Origin of the sequence: Kushneria pakistanensis (assembly GCF_014652795.1) — a bacterium.
GTDB lineage: Bacteria > Pseudomonadota > Gammaproteobacteria > Pseudomonadales > Halomonadaceae > Kushneria > Kushneria pakistanensis.
Genome location: NZ_BMZM01000003.1, coordinates 283,724 through 303,691 on the forward strand (window position 1 = coordinate 283,724; position 19,968 = coordinate 303,691).

The window sequence follows — 19,968 nt, forward strand, 5'->3', positions numbered from 1 at the left end:
GCTCACTAACCCCTGATAAGAAAGTGACAATGGGGACGTGTCAGAACGCGCAGGCGCTGCGAAGGCCCGGCAGGCCTTCGCAGGACACTCGATGAGATTATCGGCGCAGGCTGCCCGGCGTTGGTGCGACACCGGGACCTGTGACCTCGCCGATCTTGTGCCATTCGCGGCCATCACGACCAAGAAGATCATGGGCACTCTGCGGGCCCTCGGAGCCGGCGTCGTAGCCTTCCACGCTGTCATCCTCGGCCCAGGCATCGAGGAAGGGCTGAACGGCGCGCCAGCTGTTTTCGATCGTGTCCACGCGCTGGAACAGCATCTGATCGCCGGTCAGGCAGTCATAGATCAGGGTTTCGTAGCCGGTCGCGGCCGGCAGGTCGAAGAAGTCCTTGTAGGCAAAGCCCATCTTGACGGTATCCATCTCAAGCTCCGGCCCCGGGCGCTTGGCCTGAAAGTCGAACCACATGCCCTCATTGGGCTGAATCTGGATGATCAGCCAGTTGGAGGCCGTGCGCTCAACGTCGGTGCCGCGAAACTGGGCATAGGGGGCCGGTTTGAAGCAGATGGCGATTTCGGTATCGCGGGCACTCAGCCGCTTGCCGGTGCGCAGATAAAACGGCACGTTCACCCAGCGCCAGTTGTCGACCATCATCTTCATGGCGACGTAGGTCTCGGTATTGCTGTCTTCTGCCACATTGGGCTCATCCCGATAGCCGGGAACATCGTCATTGTTGAGTTGGCCGGCACGGTACTGGCCGCGCACCGAGTTCTTTCTTACCTCATCGCGCGGCCAGGGGCGCAGGGCACCCAGCACCTTGGCCTTTTCGCTGCGCAGGGCATCGGCGCCAAAGGCGGCCGGCGGCTCGATGGCAATCATCGCCAGCAGCTGAAAGAGGTGATTGGGGACCATGTCGCGCATGGCGCCGCTTTTTTCATAAAAGCTGCCGCGCTGTTCAACACCCACGGTCTCGGCAGCCGTGATCTGGATGTGATCGATGTAGTGATTGTTCCAGAAGGGCTCAAACAACACGTTGGCAAAGCGGGCGACCAGAATGTTCTGCACGGTCTCCTTGCCCAGGAAGTGGTCGATCCGATAAATCTGCTCTTCCTTCATGACCTCTAAAAGCTGGGCGTTAAGCGCCTTTGCCGACTCGAGATCATGGCCGAAGGGTTTTTCCACCACCAGGCGGCGGTAGCGGTTGTCACCTTCCTGCATCAGATCGGCCTTGCCAAGGCCTTCAGCGATGTCGCCGAAAAAGCGCGGAGCGGTGGCGCAGTAGAACAGCGCGTTGTCGCTGTCGGCCTGTTCGATATGGCCTTTGATCTGTTCAAAGACGTTTGATTCGGTGAAATCGCCCTGCAGATAATGGATGCGCCGGGCGAAATCCTGCCAGTGTTCCTCATCCAGTTCCTGACCGCCGCCCTCGGCATGCTTGTCCGCTGCCTTGTCGGCGATGAAGTCCTTGAGATGTTTGCGAAAGCTTTCGTCATCGTGTTCGGCAATATCGACCCCGACAATGGTCATGCCCTGATCCAGCAGGCCGTCGCGGTCCAGATTGTAAAGCGATGGCACCAGCAGGCGTTTTACCAGATCGCCGCTGGCGCCAAAGATGAACATGGTGGTGTCGTCGGCTGGCGGGGCAGCCTTTTGCTGCTGACTGTCGGTCTGGGTCATGGGCTTGCCTCATGCATCGCTTGCGTATGGACGGGGGGCAGCGGGTCGCTCCCTTTTCATAAAGCGTAATGCAAATATGACGTTATGCCTCATGGGGCATCTCAAGCCTGCGTCAAGGCGGCTGGTCAGAGCGTTTTTCGTCATCGCAGTGTCGCCGGGAAGGAGACTCGGGAGCGTCATGCAGCTGATCGAGTCGAGTGCGCAGCTCCCGCACTTCGCTGGTCAATTCACGGATCTGCTCATGGAGCGCACGGGTCATGTCACGCTGGGCGCGCGCCTCGCGGGATTCTCGCTCGCTGTCATCGGCGATGAAGATCGAGCTGATATAGGCAGCAAAGCTGCCAAAGAGACCCACGCCCCCGATCATCAGCATGACGGCCACAACCCGTCCCAGGGTCGTGACAGGATAGAAATCGCCGTAGCCTACGGTGGTGACGGTCACGATTGCCCACCAGAGCGCTTCTTCTGCGGTATTGATCGGGCTTTCAGGGTGGGGGCTTTCCACCATCAGCATGGTAATGGCGCCGAAGGCCACCAGCAGTACCGTGGCGGTGGCGACCGAGGCGAACACGCCTTCGGCGCGGTTGCGAAACAACAGCTGCCAGATCATCTCCATCGATTTGACCGCACGCAGCACGCGCAGCACCTGCACCACGCGAAACAGGCGGGCGCCCTGGAAGAAGCCGGCCGGGATGCAGGCCAGCAGGTCGATCCAGCCCCAGCGCATGTAGGCCAGCTTGCTTTCGGCGCGAATGAAGCGTTGACAGAAATCGATGAAAAAGAACAGGCAGACGATATAGTCCATGTACTGCAGCAGGCGGGAAAGCTCCGGTGGCAGTGTCAGCAGTATGCTGACGGCCATGGCGGTGATGACGTAGATCGACAGCACCAGAATGAACAGCTGAAAGGGAGTGACGCGCTCTGTCATTGAACGTTCCCACGATGCCTGAACATGAATCGTCTCCCGGCGGGTGCTCGCCACACCGGGAGATGGGGGGCTAGCCGAGCCGGCGCGCCAGCCCGGTGGTTTCCTCCAGCCCCAGATGGATGTTCATGTTCTGCACGGCAGCACCCGCGGCACCCTTGCCCAGGTTGTCCATGCGGGCGACCAGCGCGAGTCTCTCTTCATTGCCAAAGACACACAGATCGACACGGTTGGTATCGTTGCAGGCCGTCACGTCAAAAAACCCGCCTTCCAGGGCATCGCTATCCCCCGGTGCCATCACGTGTACAAAAGGGGCGCCATCGTAGTGGGCCTGCCATGCACGGGTAATGCTTTCAACGCTGGTACCTTCGGGCAGATGCGAGCGCTGAAGCGGAATATTGACTGACAGCCCCTTCAGGAAGTTGCCCACAATCGGGGTGAAGACCGGCGAGTGCTCAAGGCCGCCATGAAGGCGCATTTCCGGCAGGTGCTTGTGGGAAAGCGTCAGGGCGTAGGGGCGAGGAGCATCCAGCGCGCCGTTTTGGTCGGCTTCATACTCGGCAATCATTTTGTTGCCGCCACCGCTGTAGCCCGTCAATGAAAAGGCCGAGAAGGGGTAGTCCGTCGGCAAAAGGCCTGCCTCGATCAGCGGACGTACCAGCATGATGAAGGCACTGGCATGGCAGCCCACGTTGGCAATGCGCTTGCTGGCCCGGATGCGCTCGCGCTGACCCGGTGTCAGTTCCGGCAGGCCGTAGGTCCACTCGGGATCGGTACGAAAGGCGGTGCTGGCATCGATCAGGCAGGTATCAGGGTTATCGACCATCGCGGCGGCCTCGCGAGAGGCGTCATCCGGCAGGCAGAGAAAGACCACGTCGGCCTGATTGATCAGCCGTGCCCGCTCGGTCTTGTCCTTGCGTCGTTCGCTGTCGATGCGCAGCAGTTCGATATCCTGCCGCGCGTGCAGATAGTCAAAAATTCTCAGGCCGGTGGTACCTTCCTGGCCATCCACGAATACCCTGAATGTCATGGTCTACCTCGCATGGGAGTAGTGAGTCGAATTCGCTGGTTGGTGTCATTGTACGCCTTCAGGACGTGCATGCACCCGAGGAAAGCCCCGCGTGACCCATCGGCGGCGGCATACGGCGTTCGGTGATGGGTCATGTTTGAACAGCAGCCGATGGCAGTCTCCAGAAGGGTCATTATCTGTAAAGGGCATCAGGGAATTTCCCTGTTGGGCCGGCCATTGGGCCCTTGATATAAAAAGCATCTGGCAAAACGTGAGGGGTGACTTATAGTAATTCCTGCAAATGAAGAACCTGCCTTTGGAAACGGTAAGGATGGCTGTTTGACAATAACGGACATGACGCTGCCAGGGAGAGGTCACGATGTCTTTCAACTATCTGGTAAAAAAACAAAACGGTCGCTGGCTGGTTTGTGATGACAGGAACCAGACCATCAAACGCTTTTATACCAAGCGAACTGCTGCCCAATGGGCTGAAAAGAGAGCGCTGGAAATGCGTGGCAGTGTCAAGGTATGCAAGACGGATGGTCGTCAGGATTATATTTTTAATCAACAACACAACGACCCCGTGTTGTCGCGCATATGATCAGACGGGCAGGCACTGTTCAGGGCCTGCCTGCTCATTCTTTTGGCTGGTAAAGAACGTCTCCTTTCATTATTCCTTCCTTCGTTTTTGGTCCGGTTATTTCATGCCTTTGTACGTCTCCCGCCCATGTGAATTGTGCCGTTTGCACCCTTTGCAATGTATTTTTCATATCGAGAATGATTAATGCATTGATTGAACAGGCAGCGAGGGGACCACGATGTTCATAATGTGAACATGAGCGCGATTAATGTAACAAAAGGTAATCATCACGAGATGAATCATTGTCTTTCCTCCACCGACGACTGCCCGTCCATCGAGGCTCTCGATAGGCTGAATATCGCAGCACTGATCTACCGGTGTGGTGAGCGCATCACGCTTGAAGGTGCCAATCATTCCGCCAGGACCCTGCTGAATCATTTCGCGCCTCTGGAGGAAGAGGAGCCCTGGCAATGGTATCCCGATGGAGATGATGGTCATCCAGCGCATTACTGGCATCTTGATCATGTGTCTGCCGGCCAGGGGCAGACTCCTCGCGTGCGCTGGCTTCGCTTCAATGGCTGCGGGCGACGCATGGCGCTCGGCCTCACCGGATGTCGACTGAAGGACGACAATGAAGCGAGGCGGGTACTGGTTGTGCTGCAGGACTGTACCCAGCAGATCCTTCAGCATGAAGAGCTCCGGCGCAGCCAGGCGTGCATCTCGAGCATCATCAATGCCACACCCATGGGCATTTGCGTGCTGACGGAAGATGGTCGTTTCGAGATGGTCAATCCGGCCTACTGTCGCTTTCATGGCTACGAAGAACACGAGCTGATCGGTCGGCCCTTCTCGATGGTGGTGCCCTACAGCAGCCATCAGTATCTGCTGCGCCAGCAGTATGGCGCGCAGGGCAGGCATCATGGCCATATCCAGCATTTTGGCGAGTGTGCGCTGGTGGCACGCAACGGTGAGCGCCATACGGTCATTGTCGAAAGCGTGCGCATCGAGGGCGAGGATGGCCGGCCACGGGATGTGGTCTTTCTGGTGGATATCAGCGAGCGCAAAAAGCTTGAGATGGCGCTGGAAGAAAAGAATGTGCGCCTTGAGTATCTCGCCACCCATGATGAGCTGACCGGTATTCGTAATCGCCGGTTTGGCATCAGCAGTCTCGAGGCTGCCCTTGAGCAGGCCGAGCGTCAGAGTATGGATATCAGCGTGGCCCTGCTGGATATCGACCATTTCAAGCGCGTCAATGATGACTACGGCCACACCGTGGGGGATCAGGTTCTTCAGCAGTTTGCCGAGGTGTTGTCACGTCAGCTGCGTGCCAGCGATATTCTGGTGCGCTGGGGCGGGGAAGAGTTCATGCTGATCCTGCCGGGAATCGATCTGGCCGGTGCGCTTCAAGCCCTTGAGCGTTTGCGCCATACGCTGGCACTTGAGTATCTCAGTCCGCGTGGGCTGCAGGTGACCTTCTCGGCCGGCATCGTCAATGGGCGGGGCCTGAAAAGCAACGCACTGGTTGAGATGGTGGATCAAAAGCTTTACCAGGCCAAGGGACGCGGACGTGATCGAATCGTCTCCTGAAGGTCACGACAGTTTGATGCGGCTCGACTACGTTTGCCTATAACCATGCGTGGTCAGGGCCCTGCATGGATCACGACATATAAAGGCAAACGGGGGCGCGTCATGAAAAGAGCTTTTTCCAGCGGCATCATGCTGGCAGCAGCAGGTCTGGCACTGGGTGGCTGCAGCCAGCAGCCGGAAGTGTCATCGGCACCGCAGGTCATGTCCGTGGCCGAAAGCTGGCAGGGCGTGCTGCCCTGTGCTGACTGTGAGGGTATCGATACCCAGCTGACGCTTGTGTCTTCCGGCATGACCGGCTTTGGCGCGACCTATACGCTCAAGCAGCGCTATCTGAGCCGCGACAATCCGGGTAGCGACGCAGCACGTGAGGTTCAGACGCGCTCGGGTGACTGGGTGGTCACGCGCGGCAGTCCGGTTGACCCGCAGGCCGTCATTTATCAGCTTGATCCCGAAAACGATGAAAGCTGCATGAGTTTTCAGGTGATCGGCAATGACCGCCTGCGTCAGTTGAACTGCAACGGCCAGCCGATCAACACTACGCAAAATATCGAACTGCGTCGTGTGGCCGAGCCGGTACAGCCTGCTTCCGGCACGGCGGCGCAGTCCATGCCCTATCAGGGGTAGCGTTCGCAGCCCAGGGGCGTACAAAAACCGGTCATCACGACCGGTTTTTCATGTCTGGCGTTTGGAGAAAGGCGGAAGCCGGGCACAAAAAAACCGGTCACGAGGACCGGTTTTTCATGTCTGGCGGAGAGGGAGGGATTCGAACCCTCGGTGGGCGCGAACCCACTCCGGTTTTCGAGACCGGCGCCTTCGACCACTCGACCACCTCTCCGAAGGCGCCATATGGTACTGATGTCGTTGCGGTTTGTCCATGCCCGCCGTGATGCCGGCAGAATGCACATCCTGACCAGGACTGACCCGGGAGCTCCCGGACTCAGAGCTCGTCGAAATCGTCAAAGCCACCCGCATCACCGCCGAAAAACGAACTGTCATCCTGAAAACCGCCATCGTCATAAGGCGCATCGGATGGCTCATCGTGGCTGGCCGGTTCAAAACCGCCCTGATCGCCACCGGTGTCGTCGCCGGCCATCTGATCATCCTGATGATCGGTACCGACCGGGTCTTCGATGGCATCTGCCATCCCTTCGCCATGGTGACCTTCGAACATGTTCATCAGCATGTTGCCCAGCACCACGCCGCCGGCAACACCCGCCGCCGTTTGCAGGGCGCCGCCCAGAAAGCCACCACCGCCCCGCATGGCATTGCCGGGCATGCCACCGGCCGGGCCGTTGGTCTGCCAGTTCTGGCCCGGGCCACTGGCGGCAGCGCGTCCTGATGAGGCTGGCGCACGCCGGCCCCGCTCGGTGGGGCTTTCTTCATTCTGACCAGCGCCAAAGATGCCGGCCAGAAAGCCGCCGCTGCTGCGCTTCTCGCTTTTCTGTTGTTCCAGCGCCTCGATGCGGGCGTTGAGACGCTTGATGGCGGCCTCCTGTACCAGAATCGTCTGTGCCATGTAGTAGGGCGCGCCGGGTTGGTCGCGTACGTGGGCATCAATGCGCTCCTGCGCCTGGGCATCCCGCTCGCCGGTCTGTTCCTCGGCTTCCTTCAGGCGGGAAAACAGCCCGTCGATCACTTCCTGTTCGCTGCGTGCCATCGGTTTTCTCCCTGATCCGGCAATACATGAGTCTGACAATACATGGGGGCAATAATGGCTTTGACCACCGCCAGGCGCCATGGTGCCCGAATCAGATCTGATTCAGTGTGTGCACCAGCGCCGGCAGATCCTTCATGTGGAGCAGTTCATGCGCGCGTTCCGGCGTCTGTTCCTCATCGGGGAAATGATTGATATGGGCCACCTGCATACCGGCGGCCAGTGCCGCGGTCACACCCACCGGGGCATCATCAATGACTAGACACTCTTCCGGTGCTGCACCCATGGCACGGGCGGCGTGCAGAAAGAGGCCCGGGTCAGGCTTGAAGTGGCCCACTTCATAGGCTGAAAAGAGATGATCGCCGAAAAAGCGCCCGAGTCCGGAGACTTCCATGGATTGTCGAATCTTGTTGAGCGGGCCGTTGGAGGCCACGCAGCACAGATAGTCCGGTGCCAGCGTCTCCATGGCCGTCTCGATACCTGCGATGATCTGCAGATTGTCCTTGAGACCTTCCATCAGACGGGCGCGCATGCGCGTTTCGGTTTCCTTTTTCAGCGCCTCGTCCACGGCGCCGTAACGCTTTTCCAGTGCCGCCACGATATGGGCATAGACCACGCCGCGGAATTCGTTCATATAATCGCTGGCGGTAAAGGGCAGACCCGCCTCGGGCAGGGTCTGGGCCAGGACGTCGGCCAGCAGGGGTTCACTGTCGACCAGCGTGCCGTCGCAGTCGAAAATCAGACATCTGATGCGTGCCATGGGGGCTCCTGAAGCTGTTCTCTTGGGAACGTCATGAGGTGTGGAAAGTATCGGGGCTGCTTGAGTCATACCAGCTTCGGGTGCATCGTCGCAAAACACAATGCAAAGGGAGAACCATCTTGTCAGCAACCATCGCGCTTATGGGTGAGTGCATGATCGAAATGCACGGCCGGCCAGGGCAGTCCGTCCATCAGACCTTCGGTGGCGACAGCTTCAATACGGCGGCCTATCTGGCCCGCCTTGCAGGCTCATCGCTGAAGGTGGAGTACGTCACGGCGCTGGGCACCGACAGCTTCAGCCAGGCCATGCGTGAGCGCTTTGCCCGGGAAGGCGTGGGCACCGACAATGTCAGAACCCTTGAGTCGCGTCTGCCGGGGCTTTATTTCATCGAAACCGATGAGGCAGGCGAGCGGCGCTTTCACTACTGGCGCAGCGAGGCCGCAGCCCGCTTCATGTTCGATGGCGAGGAAGGCGAGCAGTTGCTCCAGAGTCTGGCACACTGCGACACGCTCTATCTCAGCGGCATCAGCCTGGCCATTCTGACCGGCGAGGGGCGCGAGCGGCTGCTGGCGGGGCTGCCCGCACTGCGCGAGCGCGGCGTACGGGTTGTCTTTGACAACAACTACCGCCCCAGGCTCTGGCCGGACGTCGATGACGCCCGCCAGGCGCACGAAGCCCTGCTGGCCCAGGTGGATCTGGCCATTGTCACCTTTGAGGATGACCAGGCGCTGTTTGGTTTTGAAACGCCCGAGGCCCTGTTTGATTTTTATCATGAGCAGGGTGTCAGCGAGATCGTGATCAAGCGCGGTGCCGAAAGCTGTCTCATCGAACATGAAGGCAGGCGCCATGAGGTAGCCGGTGAGCGTGTCGACAAGGTGGTGGATACGACCGCGGCGGGGGACTCCTTCAGCGCCGGCTATCTGGCCTGCCGTCTGACCGGCGGTGATGTGGAACAGGCCGCCCGCTGGGGACACCGGCTGGCTGGCACCGTGATCGGCCATCGCGGCGCCATTATTGATGCTCAATACATGCCTGACATGCCCTGAGCTAAAGGCTGATTGTGTATCAAAAAAACGGGAGCGCTCTCAGGGAGCGCTCCCGTTATCTTTTTGCACGCGACGGCAGGGTGGCCGTCACGACAGGCCTGAAACTCAGGCGCCTTCCTGCATGTGGGCCTCGATGAACCACAGGTTGCTGTCGAGCGTGCGCGAGACGCTGGTCAGCAGATCAGAGGAGTCGGCATCACCAAGCTCGTCGGCTTCGTCAATGGATTTGCGCACCGTGGCGCCTACACCGGCGTAGTGATCGGCCAGTGCCTTGAGATGATCTTCAATGCGATGAATATCGGCCGGGTAGCTTGCAAGGCTCGTATTCTGGGAGACGAGCTGTACCGTGCCCAGCGCCGTACCGCCCAGCTGCACCAGACGTTCGGCCACTTCATCGACATGAGCATCCATGGTGCTGCGGAAACCGTCGAGCATCTCGTGTACCGCAATGAACTGCGGGCCCTTGAGGTTCCAGTGCGCCTGCTTGATCACCAGTGCCAGGTCGATCAGTTCGGCCAGGCGGGCGTTCATCATGGCCACGACCTTTTCGCGCTCGCCTTCGGGAATATCGTTGCGCGTCGGATAGAGCTTCGTCGCGGCTTTCTGGTTGGCTTCCTTGATATTGCGTGTTGTTGCACTGCTCATGAGTCACATCCTTTTGTCGAGATCAGTGAAAACGGCCATATCCTGCCGGCGCCATGACGTGTCTGCAGGGCACGCCATCACGTTCTACTCAAGGAATTTTGGTACGTTCCGTCTCGATATCAAGGTTCAATTCAGAGATCGATGAAAGGGCATCAGATCAGGAGGGTCGGCAGCCATACGCTGAACCCGACGATAGCCACAAAAAATACGCCCAGCGTTGCGACCGTGGGCATGTGCAGATCCAGCACGGCGTCGGGCATGACATCGCTGTGCGTGCGGCGATGCGTCACGGCGCTCACTATCAGCGCCACCACCAGCATGGTGACTGCCCCGGTCACGTTCCACCAGAACCAGAAAAGCTCCGGCACGTAAAGCCACAGGAAGGCATTGAGCGCCACGCCGGCCACCAGCCCGCAGTTGGCCCCTGTCCCGTTGATACGCCGAATCAGAATGGCGGCCAGAAAGGTCGCCAGCATCGGTCCGAAAAAGAGTGAGCCGACCTTGTTGATCGCCTCGATGATGGTCGAGGCGATATTGCCGGTAAAAAAGGCCAGCGCAATGCAGACTACGCCCCAGAACACCGAGGTGAGGCGCGACAGACGCATATAGCGTTTTTCATCGATGTGGCGCCCGCGCACGAACAGATCCTCGACGCTGGCCGCCGAGAGCGAATTGATCGCCGAGCTGACCGAGGACATGGCCGCCGAGAAAATCGCCACGATCAGGATGCCGGTCAGCCCGGCAGGCAGGTAGTCACGCATGAACAGCGGGACCATCAGGTCCGGCTCGTCCTCGGGCACCAGTGCGCGAAATTCCGGATGCGTGATGGCAAACGTGCCCAGCACCAGCCCGAGCAGGCAGTAGCACAGCGTGACCGGAAAGCGCAGCAGCCCGTTGGCCAGCAGGGTATGACGCACGGTGCGCGCGTTGCGGGCGGACAAAAGCCGCTGGGCCTGGCTCTGATCGGCGCCGTAATAGGCGGCGTAAAGGAAAAGGCCGCCGATGACCATGGGCCAGAAGCCAAAGCCGTTGCTGTCCTGGCCGATGCCAAAATCATCAAAGCGCACGGTTTCAAGACGCGCCGGGTCGACATTGGCCATGAAGACGTCCCAGCCACCGATCAGGGACAGGGCAAACACCAGGCAGACCACCAGCCCGATCACCAGCAGAATCATCTGGATGACATCGCCATAGACCACCGCCTTCATGCCGCCCTGGCAGGCGTAGACCAGCGTGACGACGCCGATCACCACGATGGTGGCCCACAGCGGCAGACCGATGGCGTGGGTGAGAATCAATGCAATGGCGTAGACCATCACGCTGGTGGCGAAGGCGCGCGAAAGCTGAAAGACAAGACTCAAAAGGATACGGGTGCTGCGGCCGAAGCGTTTTTCCAGGTAGCCATAGATACTGACCACGCCGGCTGCGTAAAGCGTCGGAAAAAAGAGCACGATGAGCGCAATCATCGCCAGCGGTACGGCGAATTCATAGGTTAGCCATATCAGACCCCCGCCTTCCTTCATGCCGACAAAGGCGGGCGCCGAGATGAAACTCACCGCCGACAGCTGCGTGGCGGCAGCGGACAGTGACAGTGGAAACCAGCCAAAGCCCCGGCTGCCCAGAAAGTAGTCCTCGCCGGAGTGCTGTTGCCTGAAAAGTTGCCCCAGCAGCAAAAAGCCGCCCAGATATAGCGCAATCACCACGTAATCCAGCCAGGCCATGCCCACCTCCCGTCATGGGCAGCGCCATGACGCTGCCGATCATCCGTATTGGTGTTGTTATCTGACGCGCCGCGTGCAGTACCGGACGCAGGCGTGTTCGTGCTGTCGCTATCTACATTAGGTCAGATGCATGGGGCTGGCGACCCGGGGGTGGGCCGTAATTCATGAACCGGCAGGGAAGATCAGGAGGAGGGAGACTCGATGCCGCGAGTGAAGAGATAGCCGTCAAAGCCCGGGTCATCGGTATCGGAATGGGTAAACAGCGTATGCATCACATGGTCAATGTGGGCCCACATTGCGTCATGGGCGCCGGCGCTGTCGCGTTTTTTGAGGCAGGCCAGAATACGGTCATGATCAGCCAGCCAGCTGCGACGATAGGAGAAGTCCATGATGCGCCCATGCAGGCGACGCCACATGTGGCTGCGATCGCGCTGTTCCCAGAGTCGGAGAACGGCGTCTTCCAGCAGGGTGTTCTGAGTGGCGCGGGCAATCAGCAGATGAAAGGCCTGGTCGGCCTGATCGGGGGCGTTGGTCAGCTCCTGCCCGCCGGTGGAAGTCTCCAGCGCCTGGCGCTCCTGGGCCAGTAGCGCCGACAGGGCACGAATATCGCTCGGTGTGACCAGTTCGGCGGCGGCCGCGGCCACGGCGCTTTCCACCACCTGGCGCGCCTTCAGAAGCTCGAAGGGGCCGATATCCTCGACAGGACCGGGGGAGGATGGCGCTGTCGGGCGTGCCGGCCTCTCGTCGGGACGGCAGACATAGGTCCCCGAGCCCTTGCGTACCTCCACGCGGCCGGCCAGCTCCAGCATGATAAAGGCCTCGCGTACCACCGTGCGGCTGACATCAAAGCGCTCGGCGTATTCACGTTCGGTGGGCAGCCTGTCCCCGGGGTGATAGCCGTCGCGGTCGATCTGCTCACCGATCTGCTCGCCAATGATCTGATACTGTCGGCGCATCCCGACCTCCCTGATGACTGCAACCCGTGATCGGCAGCACGCAATAGCGTATCCGAGACGGTTCCTTTCTGGTATGCCAATTTCGGCATATTCAACATGACCTGCTGATACAGCCTATCTGACAACACTTTAAGGGCCGCCGTGAAGCTTTGCGACGCCGGTGTATACCAATGTCTATTTGGTATGCCAATCATAATGCAGGTAGCCTGGCGCCATTGATGGACACAGCCAGAGAATCCTTATGAAGATTGTTGATGCGCGCGTCATCGTGACCTGCCCGGGGCGAAATCTGGTCACGCTGAAGATTGAAACCGATGAAGGCATCTACGGCATCGGCGATGCCACGCTTAACGGCCGGGAACTGGCGGTTGTCGCCTATCTCGAGGAGCACGTGGCGCCGGCGCTGATCGGACGTGATCCCTCCACCATCGAGGACATCTGGCAGTTCTTCTATCGCGGCGCCTACTGGCGCCGTGGCCCGGTCACCATGTCGGCGATCGGGGCGGTGGACATGGCGCTGTGGGACATCATGGGCAAGGCCGCCGGCCTGCCGCTCTACAAGCTGCTGGGGGGCAAAAGCCGTGATCGGGTCATGGTCTACGGCCACGCCACCGGCCACGACATCGAGGGCTGTCTGGAAGAGGTCGCCCGTCATGTCGAGCTGGGCTATCGCGCCGTACGCGTACAGTGCGGCATTCCCGGTATTGCCTCCACCTATGGGGTGGCCAAAAAGCCCGGCGAGCGTTATGAACCGGCCGACTCAAGCCTGCCGAGTGAAAACGTCTGGAGCACCTCGAAGTATCTCAACCATGTGCCCAAGCTCTTCCAAGCCGTGCGCGAGCGCTTCGGCGACGACCTGCATGTCCTGCACGACGTGCACCACCGCCTGACGCCCATCGAGGCGGCGCGGCTGGGCAAGGAAGTCGAGCCCTATCATTTGTTCTGGCTCGAGGACTGCGTGCCGGCCGAAAACCAGGCTGCCTTTCGCATGATCCGCCAGCACACCACCACGCCGCTGGCGGTGGGCGAGGTGTTCAACTCCATTCACGACTGTCGTGAGCTGATCGAGTCGCAGTCGATCGACTATATCCGCGCCACCCTGACCCATGCCGGCGGTATCACCCATGTGCGCCGCATCGCGGCACTGGCCGAGCTGTACCACGTGCGCACCGGTTTTCACGGGCCGACCGATCTCTCCCCGGTCTGCATGGGCGCGGCGCTGCATTTCGATACCTGGGTGCCCAACTTCGGTATTCAGGAGCACATGCCGCACAGCGAGGAAACCGACGCTGTCTTCCCGCATGCCTATCGCTTCGAGGATGGCCATTTCACGCCGGGTGAAGTGCCCGGCCACGGCGTGGATATCGACGAGGCCCTGGCGGCGAAATACCCCTACAAGCGCGCCAGCCTGCCGGTCAATCGGCTCGAGGATGGCACGCTCTGGCACTGGTAGGCCGATGGCGTCCTGCTTGAAAGGGAGCAGGGCGATAGATAAGGGCTGCCGGGCAGCCGATGATCCCAACGCTGGATTTTGAATCGGGGCCCAGGCCCTGAAGGAGCAAGGTATGTCGATGCGTCAATTGTCTCGCCTGCGTCTGTCGCAGCTCATCAGTGCCGGCGTGCTGGCCGCCGGCGTTCTGGCCATGGCCACACCGGTACAGGCCGCCGATTACACGCTGAAGTTCGGCCACCTGGCCAACGAGCAGAACATCTGGAACAAGGCCGCCATGCACTTCAAGGAGGCGGTCGAGAAAAACTCCGACGGTCGCATCGAAGTGCAGGTCTATCCCAATGAGCAGCTGGGCAACGAGATGGACATGATCAACTCCATCCAGCTGGGCACGGCAGATATCACCATTACCGGGGAGAGCCTGCAGAACTGGGCACCCAAGGCGGCCATGATGGCCGTGCCCTATGCCTTCCGCGACAGCGAGCAGCTCGAAAAGGCGGTTGACGGTGACATCGGCAGCGAGATCGAGGCGCAGATCACCGAGCGCACCGGCCTGGTACCGCTGACCTGGTTCGAGCGCGGGGCACGCGAGCTGACCGCCAATCGTGAAATCAGAACACCCGATGATCTGAAGGGCCTGCGTCTGCGCGTGCCCAACGTGCCACTGTTTGTCGATACCTGGCAGGCACTGGGGGCACGCCCCACGCCCATGGCCTTCAGCGAAGTATTTACCTCGCTGCAGCAGGGCACCATCGATGCGCAGGAAAACCCGCTGTCGCTGATCGAAAGCGCCAGTCTTTCCGAGGTGCAAAAGGTCGTCAACATGACCGACCACGTCAGAAGCTGGATCTATGTCGTGATCGGCAAGCGCCAGCTCGAAGGCATGCCGGATGACCTGCAAAAGGTGGTGCGTGACGCCGCCGGCGACATGCAGAGCTATGAGCGCGAGCTTTTCGCCGAAGACCAGAAGCGCCTTGAAAAAGCGCTCAAGGACAAGGGCATGACCTTTGTCGAGGTCGACACCGACGCCTTCGCCAAAAAGGCCATGCCGGCCATCAAAAAGGCGCTTGACCCCGAGCAGACCGAGCTTCTCGAGCGCATCGAAAAGCTCTGAGGGCTGTCGGCTCGTCTTCGAGTCATGGGTAAATCGCTGATCCTCACGCCCCTTGTGCATCGTGCTCAAGGGGCGTGACAGCAGGGAGAGACAACGTGAGTGACACTGAAAAGCGGGCCAGCGAGGCGCTGGAAGCACTCGATGTGCTGGGTCGTGTACCGCGCTTGGGCGGGATGCTCGGCAGCCTGGTCAACGTCATGGATCGAATACTGGCAACGGTGGCCGGTCTGATACTGGTCACCATTGCCGGCGTGGTGATCCTGCAGATTCTGGGGCGTCTGGTGCTGCCGGCTGCCCCGGTCTGGACCGAGGAGCTGTCACGCTATCTCTTTATCATGATGATTGCCGTCAGCGCAGGCCTGGTCATGCGCCGCGGCAAGCACATCAGCCTGGAACTTTTTCATCATCGCTTCGGCGTGCGGGGCGCCTGTCTCTATCAGCTATTGATCAGCGTGGTGCTGGCAGGCTTTGCCTGGGTAATCCTGCCCTATGCCTGGCAGTACGCCAGCATCGGCGCCTTTCAGACATCGCCGGCACTCAAGGTGTCGATGCAGTGGATCTTTGGCGCCACCGTGGTGCTGTTCGCCATGGTCATCCTGTACGGCGTGATCGGTGCCATCGAGGCCGTGGCCGGACTTCTGGGCCTGTCCCGTCACGACAAAGCAGCGCCTGGCGGCGAGCGGAGGTAGCACCATGGAAGTATTAATGCTGTTTGCGGTGTTTTTTGTACTGCTGTTTGCCGGTATTCCGATCGCCTTTGCCCTGGGGATCTCGTCGGCGGCCTATCTCCTTACGGCTGGTATTCCGCTGACCATCGTGCCCCAGCGCATGTTTGCCGGCATGGATTCCTTTGTTTTGCTGTGTATTCCGGGCTTCATTCTGGCCGGTAACCTGATGAACGTGGGCAACATCACCGAGCACATCGTGCGTTTTTCCAACGCCGTGGTCGGTCATATCCGCGGCGGGCTGGGCCTTGCCAACGTGGGCGGCTCGATGATCTTTGGCGGCATCTCCGGCACCGCCGTGGCTGATGCGGCAAGCGTGGGTTCGGTCATGATTCCCGGCATGGCAAAGGCTGGCTATGACAAGCCCTTTGCCGCGGCCGTCACCGCCGCCTCCTCAACGATCGGGCCGATTATCCCGCCCAGCGTACCGATGATCATTGTCGGTTCGCTGTCCGGTATTTCAGTCGGGCGCATGTTCATGGCAGGCGTGGTGCCGGGCATTCTGCTGGCACTCGGGATGATGATCACGGTCTACGTGCTGGCGGTCAAAAGAGGCTATCCGAAGGAGAAGCGCGCCACGCTCAAGGAGATTCTGGTGGAGGGCAAGAGCGCGTTTTGGGCGCTGTTGATGACCTTTATCATTCTCTACGGGATCATCGGCGGCTTCTTTACACCGACCGAGGCCTCGATCGTGGCGTGTCTCTACGCCATGGTGGTGGGCATGTTCGTCTACAAGGGGCTGAACTGGCGTAACCTGCCAAAGCTTTTTGTCGATGCCGCCCTGACGTCTGCTGCCCTGATGATGCTGGTGGGACTGGCCAATCTGTTTGGCTGGATTCTGACCAGCGAGCGCATCCCGCAGATGATTGCCGACGGCATCCTGGGGATCAGCGAGAACCCGCTGATGGTGATCCTGATTCTCAACCTGATCCTTTTGTTTGTCGGCACCTTCATGGAAACCATCGCGGCACTGATCATCCTGTTTCCGGCGCTGCTGGGCGTGGCGACCGGCGTCGGGGTCGACCCGGTGCACTTTGGCATCATGGCGGTACTGAATCTGATGATCGGGCTGACCACGCCGCCGGTAGGCATCTGTCTGTTCGTGGTGTCGGGGATTGGCGAGATCCGCATGAGCCAGGTCGCCCGCGCCATCATCCCGTTTCTGCTCTGCAACCTCGCGGTGCTGGGGCTGGTGATGTACATCCCGGCCATCTCGCTGTGGCTGCCCAATCTGGTCATGGGACCGGCAGGATAACGGGGCGTTTCGGAAGTGCAGACGCCACAGACAAGGAGAGATTAATGAGCCCATCCGACCATCAGGACGCCATTGAGGCGGTACGTATTCCATCCGAACACGCGCCCGGGCGTATTGGCATCGTGCACCTGGGGCTGGGCGCCTTTCACCGGGCGCATCAGGCGCAGGTGGTCGAGCAGTGCATCGCGCGTGGCGAGCGTGAGTGGGGCATCTGCAGCGTCAATATCCGCGGCAATCGCGCGCTGGTTGAGACCCTGCGTGATCAGGGATTTCGCTACCATCTGGCCGAATATACCGACCGCGCCCATGTCACCCTGCGCGAGATTCGTGCGATTAATGAGACGCTGTTTACCGGCACCGATGCGCAGGGCCTGCGCGGCGAGGATCTCCCCGCGCTGCTGTCGCGCCTGAGCGATGCAGATACCCGCATCGTGACGCTGACGGTGACCGAAAAGGGCTATTACCTGAGCCCCAGCGAAGGCACGCTCCTGAGTGACGATCCGGCCATTGCCGCCGACATCGCCCAGCCGCAGGCGCCTCGCACGGCGCCGGGCATTCTGGTCGAGGCGCTGGCTCGGCGTCGACAGGCCGGCATTGCGCCTTTCACGGTGCTCTCCTGTGACAACATGCCGGACAATGGCGAACGCACCCGGCGCGCCGTGGTGGCGCTGGCCGAACGGCGGGATACCGAGCTTGCCGAGTGGATCGCCACCCAGGTGGCCTTTCCCTCCAGTATGGTGGATCGCATCGTGCCGGCCATGGACGAGGAGGCCTTCGCTCGTTTGCAGGCGCTGGGCTGTGACGACCCGGCGGCCGTGGTCAGCGAGGCCTTTTTGCAGTGGGTGATCGAGGATCACTTTCCGCAGGGTAGGCCCGACTGGGCACAGGCCGGCGTCGAGATGGTCGAGGACGTGGCACCGTTCGAGACCATGAAACTTCGCATGCTCAACGGCGCGCACTCGCTTTTGGCCTATACCGGCCCCTTGATGGGCGTAGAGACGGTGGCCGAAGCGGTACAGGATCCGCTGCTGCAAAAGCTTTTGCGCCGCTACATGCTGGAAGAAGCCGCACCGACCCTGTCGATGCCGGAGAGCGTGTCGCTTGACGGTTACGCCGACGCGCTGATGGCGCGTTTTGGCAACGACAGCCTGCGTCACCGGCTCCACCAGATCGCGATGGACGGCTCGCAGAAGCTGCCCCAGCGCTGGCTGCGCGGTGGCGAGGCGCGTCTGGCCGCCAGTGATGATGAGCATGCGTTGGCCGCCACCGTGTTTGGCGTGGCCGCCTGGATTCGCTATACCCGCGGCGTTGACGAGCAGGGCCAGGCGTATCCGGTCAGTGATCCGATGTCCGAGCAGTTGGCGCAGTGTCATGCTCATGAGCGCAGCGCCGATCGGGCAGCGGCCGCCATGGCGATCGAGGCGATCTTCTCGCCGGCACTGGTGAGCGCGCCGCGCTTTGGTCAGCAGGTGCAAAAGGCGCTGGAGGCGATCGAGCATCTCGGCATGCGCGCAGCTCTTGAGCAGCATCTGGCGAACGTCTGAACGGGTTTCAGGATTTGCCGGGGAGTTTTCACGGTTTACGCTACAGGGAGAACAAGGGCATGGAACACACCTGGCGCTGGTTCGGCCCCGATGATCCGGTCACGCTATCCGAGATTCGCCAGGCCGGGGCCACTGGCATCGTTACCGCGCTGCACGGCCACGATCCACGCACGCCCTGGTCGGTGGAGGCCATTGTCGAGCGAAAGGCGCTGATCGAGGCGGCGGGGCTGTCGTGGTCAGTGGTGGAAAGCGTGCCGGTGCCGGAGGCGATCAAGCAGGCGCTGGATACGACAGCGCGCGATCGGGCCATCGAGGTGTTTTGCACAACGCTGGAAAACCTGGCGGCCTGCGGTATCGACACGGTGTGCTACAACTTCATGCCGATTCTGGACTGGACGCGCACCGAGCTTGCATGGCCCACCGACACCGGGGGGCTGGCACTACGCTTTGACCAGACCACCTTCGCTGCCTTCGAGCTTTTCATTTTAAAGCGTCCCGGCGCCGAGTCACTCTACAGCCCTGATGAGCAGGCCGCGGCGCGTCGATGTTTTGAACGCATGGATGACGAGGCACAAAAGCGGCTGGTCACCACGCTGATCGCCGGACTGCCGGGCGCGGATCAGCACTACACCCTGGCGCAGTTTCTCGAAAACCTTCGCGCCTATGAGGCCATCGACGCGGAACGATTGCGAAGCAACTATCGCCACTTTCTACAGAAGGTAGTGCCGGTTGCCGAGCGGCTGGGCATGCGGCTGGCGGTGCATCCCGATGACCCGCCGCGCCCGCTTTTGGGACTGCCCCGGATCGTGTCGACGGCCGAGGACGCCCGCTGGGTGCTCGATCAGATCAAAAGCCCGGCCAACGGCCTGACATTTTGCACCGGCTCCTATGGCGTGCGCGAGGACAACGATCTCATCGCCATGGCGCGTGAGTTCGCACCGCACATTCATTTCGTGCATCTGCGCGCTACTCGGCGCGACGCGGATGACCCCCTGAGTTTTATCGAGGCGGAGCATCTGGATGGCGATGTCGATATGGTCGGCGTGATCGGCGAGCTGGTAAAAGAAGAGCGCCGCCGGCTTGAGGAGGGCGGTGCTCGACTGCCGATGCGACCCGATCATGGTCACATGCTCTGTGACGATATCAGGCGCACCACCAATCCCGGCTATCCGCTGATCGGACGTCTCAAGGGGCTGGCCGAGCTGCGCGGTGTGGAGTGCGCCGTTCGCCGCTTCTGCTGATTCTTGTTGAGGCGTCATGGCTTTCCTGCGCCGGGTTCTGCCCGGCGCTTTTCATCTCATCCTTTCCGGTGATTCGTTCAG

18 protein-coding genes and 1 tRNA gene are annotated in these 19,968 nt (G+C 60.6%); 10 read left to right on the top strand and 9 right to left on the bottom strand.

The genetic code is table 11. The annotated features are described in order from the left end of the window. Positions 1-97: 97 nt before the first annotated feature. The 3 genes from zwf to argC form a co-directional block, all read right to left on the bottom strand. A complete protein-coding gene (gene zwf / locus IE123_RS11745) occupies positions 98-1,675 on the bottom strand; it encodes a glucose-6-phosphate dehydrogenase (protein WP_189518414.1) in 1,578 nt (525 codons plus the stop codon). Between the two features lie 112 nt (positions 1,676-1,787). Continuing rightward, positions 1,788-2,603, bottom strand: a complete 816-nt coding sequence (locus IE123_RS11750) for an ion transporter (protein WP_189518417.1) — start codon at positions 2,601-2,603, stop codon at positions 1,788-1,790. 70 nt (positions 2,604-2,673) lie between these two features. After that, positions 2,674-3,630, bottom strand: a complete 957-nt coding sequence (argC, locus tag IE123_RS11755) for an N-acetyl-gamma-glutamyl-phosphate reductase (RefSeq protein WP_189518419.1) — start codon at positions 3,628-3,630, stop codon at positions 2,674-2,676. Positions 3,631-3,988: 358 nt separating this feature from the next. Here argC and IE123_RS11760 point away from each other — a divergent pair, with 358 nt between their 5' ends. The 3 genes from IE123_RS11760 to IE123_RS11770 all read left to right on the top strand — a co-directional run bounded on the left by IE123_RS11760 (position 3,989) and on the right by IE123_RS11770 (position 6,400). After that, the gene (locus IE123_RS11760) at positions 3,989-4,210 is read left to right on the top strand and encodes a hypothetical protein (RefSeq protein WP_189518421.1); all 222 of its coding nucleotides are present in this window, start codon (positions 3,989-3,991) and stop codon (positions 4,208-4,210) included. Between the two features lie 273 nt (positions 4,211-4,483). Then, positions 4,484-5,776 carry a sensor domain-containing diguanylate cyclase gene (locus tag IE123_RS11765; protein WP_189518423.1) on the top strand — a complete coding sequence of 431 codons (1,293 nt, stop codon included), beginning with the start codon at positions 4,484-4,486 and terminating at the stop codon, positions 5,774-5,776. 102 nt (positions 5,777-5,878) lie between these two features. Next, positions 5,879-6,400 carry a copper resistance protein NlpE gene (locus IE123_RS11770; RefSeq protein ID WP_189518425.1) on the top strand — a complete coding sequence of 174 codons (522 nt, stop codon included), beginning with the start codon at positions 5,879-5,881 and terminating at the stop codon, positions 6,398-6,400. 121 nt (positions 6,401-6,521) lie between these two features. On the opposite strand, the gene IE123_RS11775 is transcribed toward IE123_RS11770, so the two are convergent. The 3 genes from IE123_RS11775 to IE123_RS11785 form a co-directional block, all read right to left on the bottom strand. Then, positions 6,522-6,611, bottom strand: a tRNA-Ser gene (locus IE123_RS11775). Positions 6,612-6,713: 102 nt separating this feature from the next. After that, positions 6,714-7,433: a DUF2076 domain-containing protein gene (locus IE123_RS11780; RefSeq protein WP_189518427.1), complete on the bottom strand. Its 720-nt coding sequence runs from the start codon at positions 7,431-7,433 to the stop codon at positions 6,714-6,716. Positions 7,434-7,524: 91 nt separating this feature from the next. Next, complete coding sequence (locus IE123_RS11785; protein WP_189518430.1) at positions 7,525-8,190, bottom strand: HAD family hydrolase; 666 nt, start codon at positions 8,188-8,190, stop codon at positions 7,525-7,527. A gap of 119 nt (positions 8,191-8,309) precedes the next feature. On the opposite strand from IE123_RS11785, the gene kdgK reads away from it, so the two are divergent. Then, entirely contained in the window at positions 8,310-9,236 is a 927-nt protein-coding gene (kdgK, locus tag IE123_RS11790; protein ID WP_229819728.1) for a 2-dehydro-3-deoxygluconokinase, read from the top strand. 105 nt (positions 9,237-9,341) lie between these two features. Here the strand turns inward: kdgK and dps are convergent, their stop codons facing one another. The 3 genes from dps to IE123_RS11805 form a co-directional block, all read right to left on the bottom strand. Further along, complete coding sequence (gene dps / locus IE123_RS11795; RefSeq protein WP_189518432.1) at positions 9,342-9,881, bottom strand: DNA starvation/stationary phase protection protein Dps; 540 nt, start codon at positions 9,879-9,881, stop codon at positions 9,342-9,344. A 152-nt stretch (positions 9,882-10,033) separates the two neighbouring features. Then, positions 10,034-11,602 carry a sodium:solute symporter family transporter gene (locus IE123_RS11800; protein WP_189518434.1) on the bottom strand — a complete coding sequence of 523 codons (1,569 nt, stop codon included), beginning with the start codon at positions 11,600-11,602 and terminating at the stop codon, positions 10,034-10,036. A 182-nt stretch (positions 11,603-11,784) separates the two neighbouring features. Next, on the bottom strand, positions 11,785-12,558 hold the full coding sequence (locus IE123_RS11805) for an FCD domain-containing protein (RefSeq protein WP_189518436.1): 774 nt from the start codon (positions 12,556-12,558) through the stop codon (positions 11,785-11,787). 241 nt (positions 12,559-12,799) lie between these two features. Here IE123_RS11805 and manD point away from each other — a divergent pair, with 241 nt between their 5' ends. From manD to uxuA, 6 genes are all read left to right on the top strand, one after another. Further along, on the top strand, positions 12,800-14,011 hold the full coding sequence (gene manD, locus IE123_RS11810) for a D-mannonate dehydratase ManD (protein WP_189518437.1): 1,212 nt from the start codon (positions 12,800-12,802) through the stop codon (positions 14,009-14,011). A 112-nt stretch (positions 14,012-14,123) separates the two neighbouring features. Beyond that, a complete protein-coding gene (locus IE123_RS11815; RefSeq protein WP_229819729.1) occupies positions 14,124-15,122 on the top strand; it encodes a TRAP transporter substrate-binding protein in 999 nt (332 codons plus the stop codon). Positions 15,123-15,217: 95 nt separating this feature from the next. Then, a complete protein-coding gene (locus tag IE123_RS11820; RefSeq protein ID WP_229819730.1) occupies positions 15,218-15,811 on the top strand; it encodes a TRAP transporter small permease in 594 nt (197 codons plus the stop codon). 4 nt (positions 15,812-15,815) lie between these two features. Further along, complete coding sequence (locus tag IE123_RS11825) at positions 15,816-17,102, top strand: TRAP transporter large permease (protein ID WP_189518438.1); 1,287 nt, start codon at positions 15,816-15,818, stop codon at positions 17,100-17,102. Between the two features lie 44 nt (positions 17,103-17,146). Further along, positions 17,147-18,646, top strand: coding sequence for a mannitol dehydrogenase family protein (locus IE123_RS11830; RefSeq protein WP_189518439.1), 1,500 nt, complete (start codon positions 17,147-17,149; stop codon positions 18,644-18,646). Positions 18,647-18,705: 59 nt separating this feature from the next. Next, on the top strand, positions 18,706-19,887 hold the full coding sequence (gene uxuA, locus IE123_RS11835; RefSeq protein WP_189518440.1) for a mannonate dehydratase: 1,182 nt from the start codon (positions 18,706-18,708) through the stop codon (positions 19,885-19,887). Positions 19,888-19,968 lie beyond the last annotated feature (81 nt).

What these genes read in the sequence shown, in the direction of transcription:
- IE123_RS11750 (WP_189518417.1), bottom strand. Translation starts at nt 2,603, where the DNA reads ATGACAGAGCGCGTCACTCCCTTTCAGCTGTTCATTCTGGTGCTGTCG.
- manD (WP_189518437.1), top strand. Translation starts at nt 12,800, where the DNA reads ATGAAGATTGTTGATGCGCGCGTCATCGTGACCTGCCCGGGGCGAAAT.
- argC (WP_189518419.1), bottom strand. Translation starts at nt 3,630, where the DNA reads ATGACATTCAGGGTATTCGTGGATGGCCAGGAAGGTACCACCGGCCTG.
- dps (WP_189518432.1), bottom strand. Translation starts at nt 9,881, where the DNA reads ATGAGCAGTGCAACAACACGCAATATCAAGGAAGCCAACCAGAAAGCC.
- IE123_RS11830 (WP_189518439.1), top strand. Translation starts at nt 17,147, where the DNA reads ATGAGCCCATCCGACCATCAGGACGCCATTGAGGCGGTACGTATTCCA.
- IE123_RS11780 (WP_189518427.1), bottom strand. Translation starts at nt 7,433, where the DNA reads ATGGCACGCAGCGAACAGGAAGTGATCGACGGGCTGTTTTCCCGCCTG.
- IE123_RS11770 (WP_189518425.1), top strand. Translation starts at nt 5,879, where the DNA reads ATGAAAAGAGCTTTTTCCAGCGGCATCATGCTGGCAGCAGCAGGTCTG.
- uxuA (WP_189518440.1), top strand. Translation starts at nt 18,706, where the DNA reads ATGGAACACACCTGGCGCTGGTTCGGCCCCGATGATCCGGTCACGCTA.
- IE123_RS11785 (WP_189518430.1), bottom strand. Translation starts at nt 8,190, where the DNA reads ATGGCACGCATCAGATGTCTGATTTTCGACTGCGACGGCACGCTGGTC.
- IE123_RS11765 (WP_189518423.1), top strand. Translation starts at nt 4,484, where the DNA reads ATGAATCATTGTCTTTCCTCCACCGACGACTGCCCGTCCATCGAGGCT.
- IE123_RS11760 (WP_189518421.1), top strand. Translation starts at nt 3,989, where the DNA reads ATGTCTTTCAACTATCTGGTAAAAAAACAAAACGGTCGCTGGCTGGTT.
- zwf (WP_189518414.1), bottom strand. Translation starts at nt 1,675, where the DNA reads ATGACCCAGACCGACAGTCAGCAGCAAAAGGCTGCCCCGCCAGCCGAC.
- IE123_RS11825 (WP_189518438.1), top strand. Translation starts at nt 15,816, where the DNA reads ATGGAAGTATTAATGCTGTTTGCGGTGTTTTTTGTACTGCTGTTTGCC.
- IE123_RS11805 (WP_189518436.1), bottom strand. Translation starts at nt 12,558, where the DNA reads ATGCGCCGACAGTATCAGATCATTGGCGAGCAGATCGGTGAGCAGATC.
- IE123_RS11815 (WP_229819729.1), top strand. Translation starts at nt 14,124, where the DNA reads ATGTCGATGCGTCAATTGTCTCGCCTGCGTCTGTCGCAGCTCATCAGT.
- IE123_RS11800 (WP_189518434.1), bottom strand. Translation starts at nt 11,602, where the DNA reads ATGGCCTGGCTGGATTACGTGGTGATTGCGCTATATCTGGGCGGCTTT.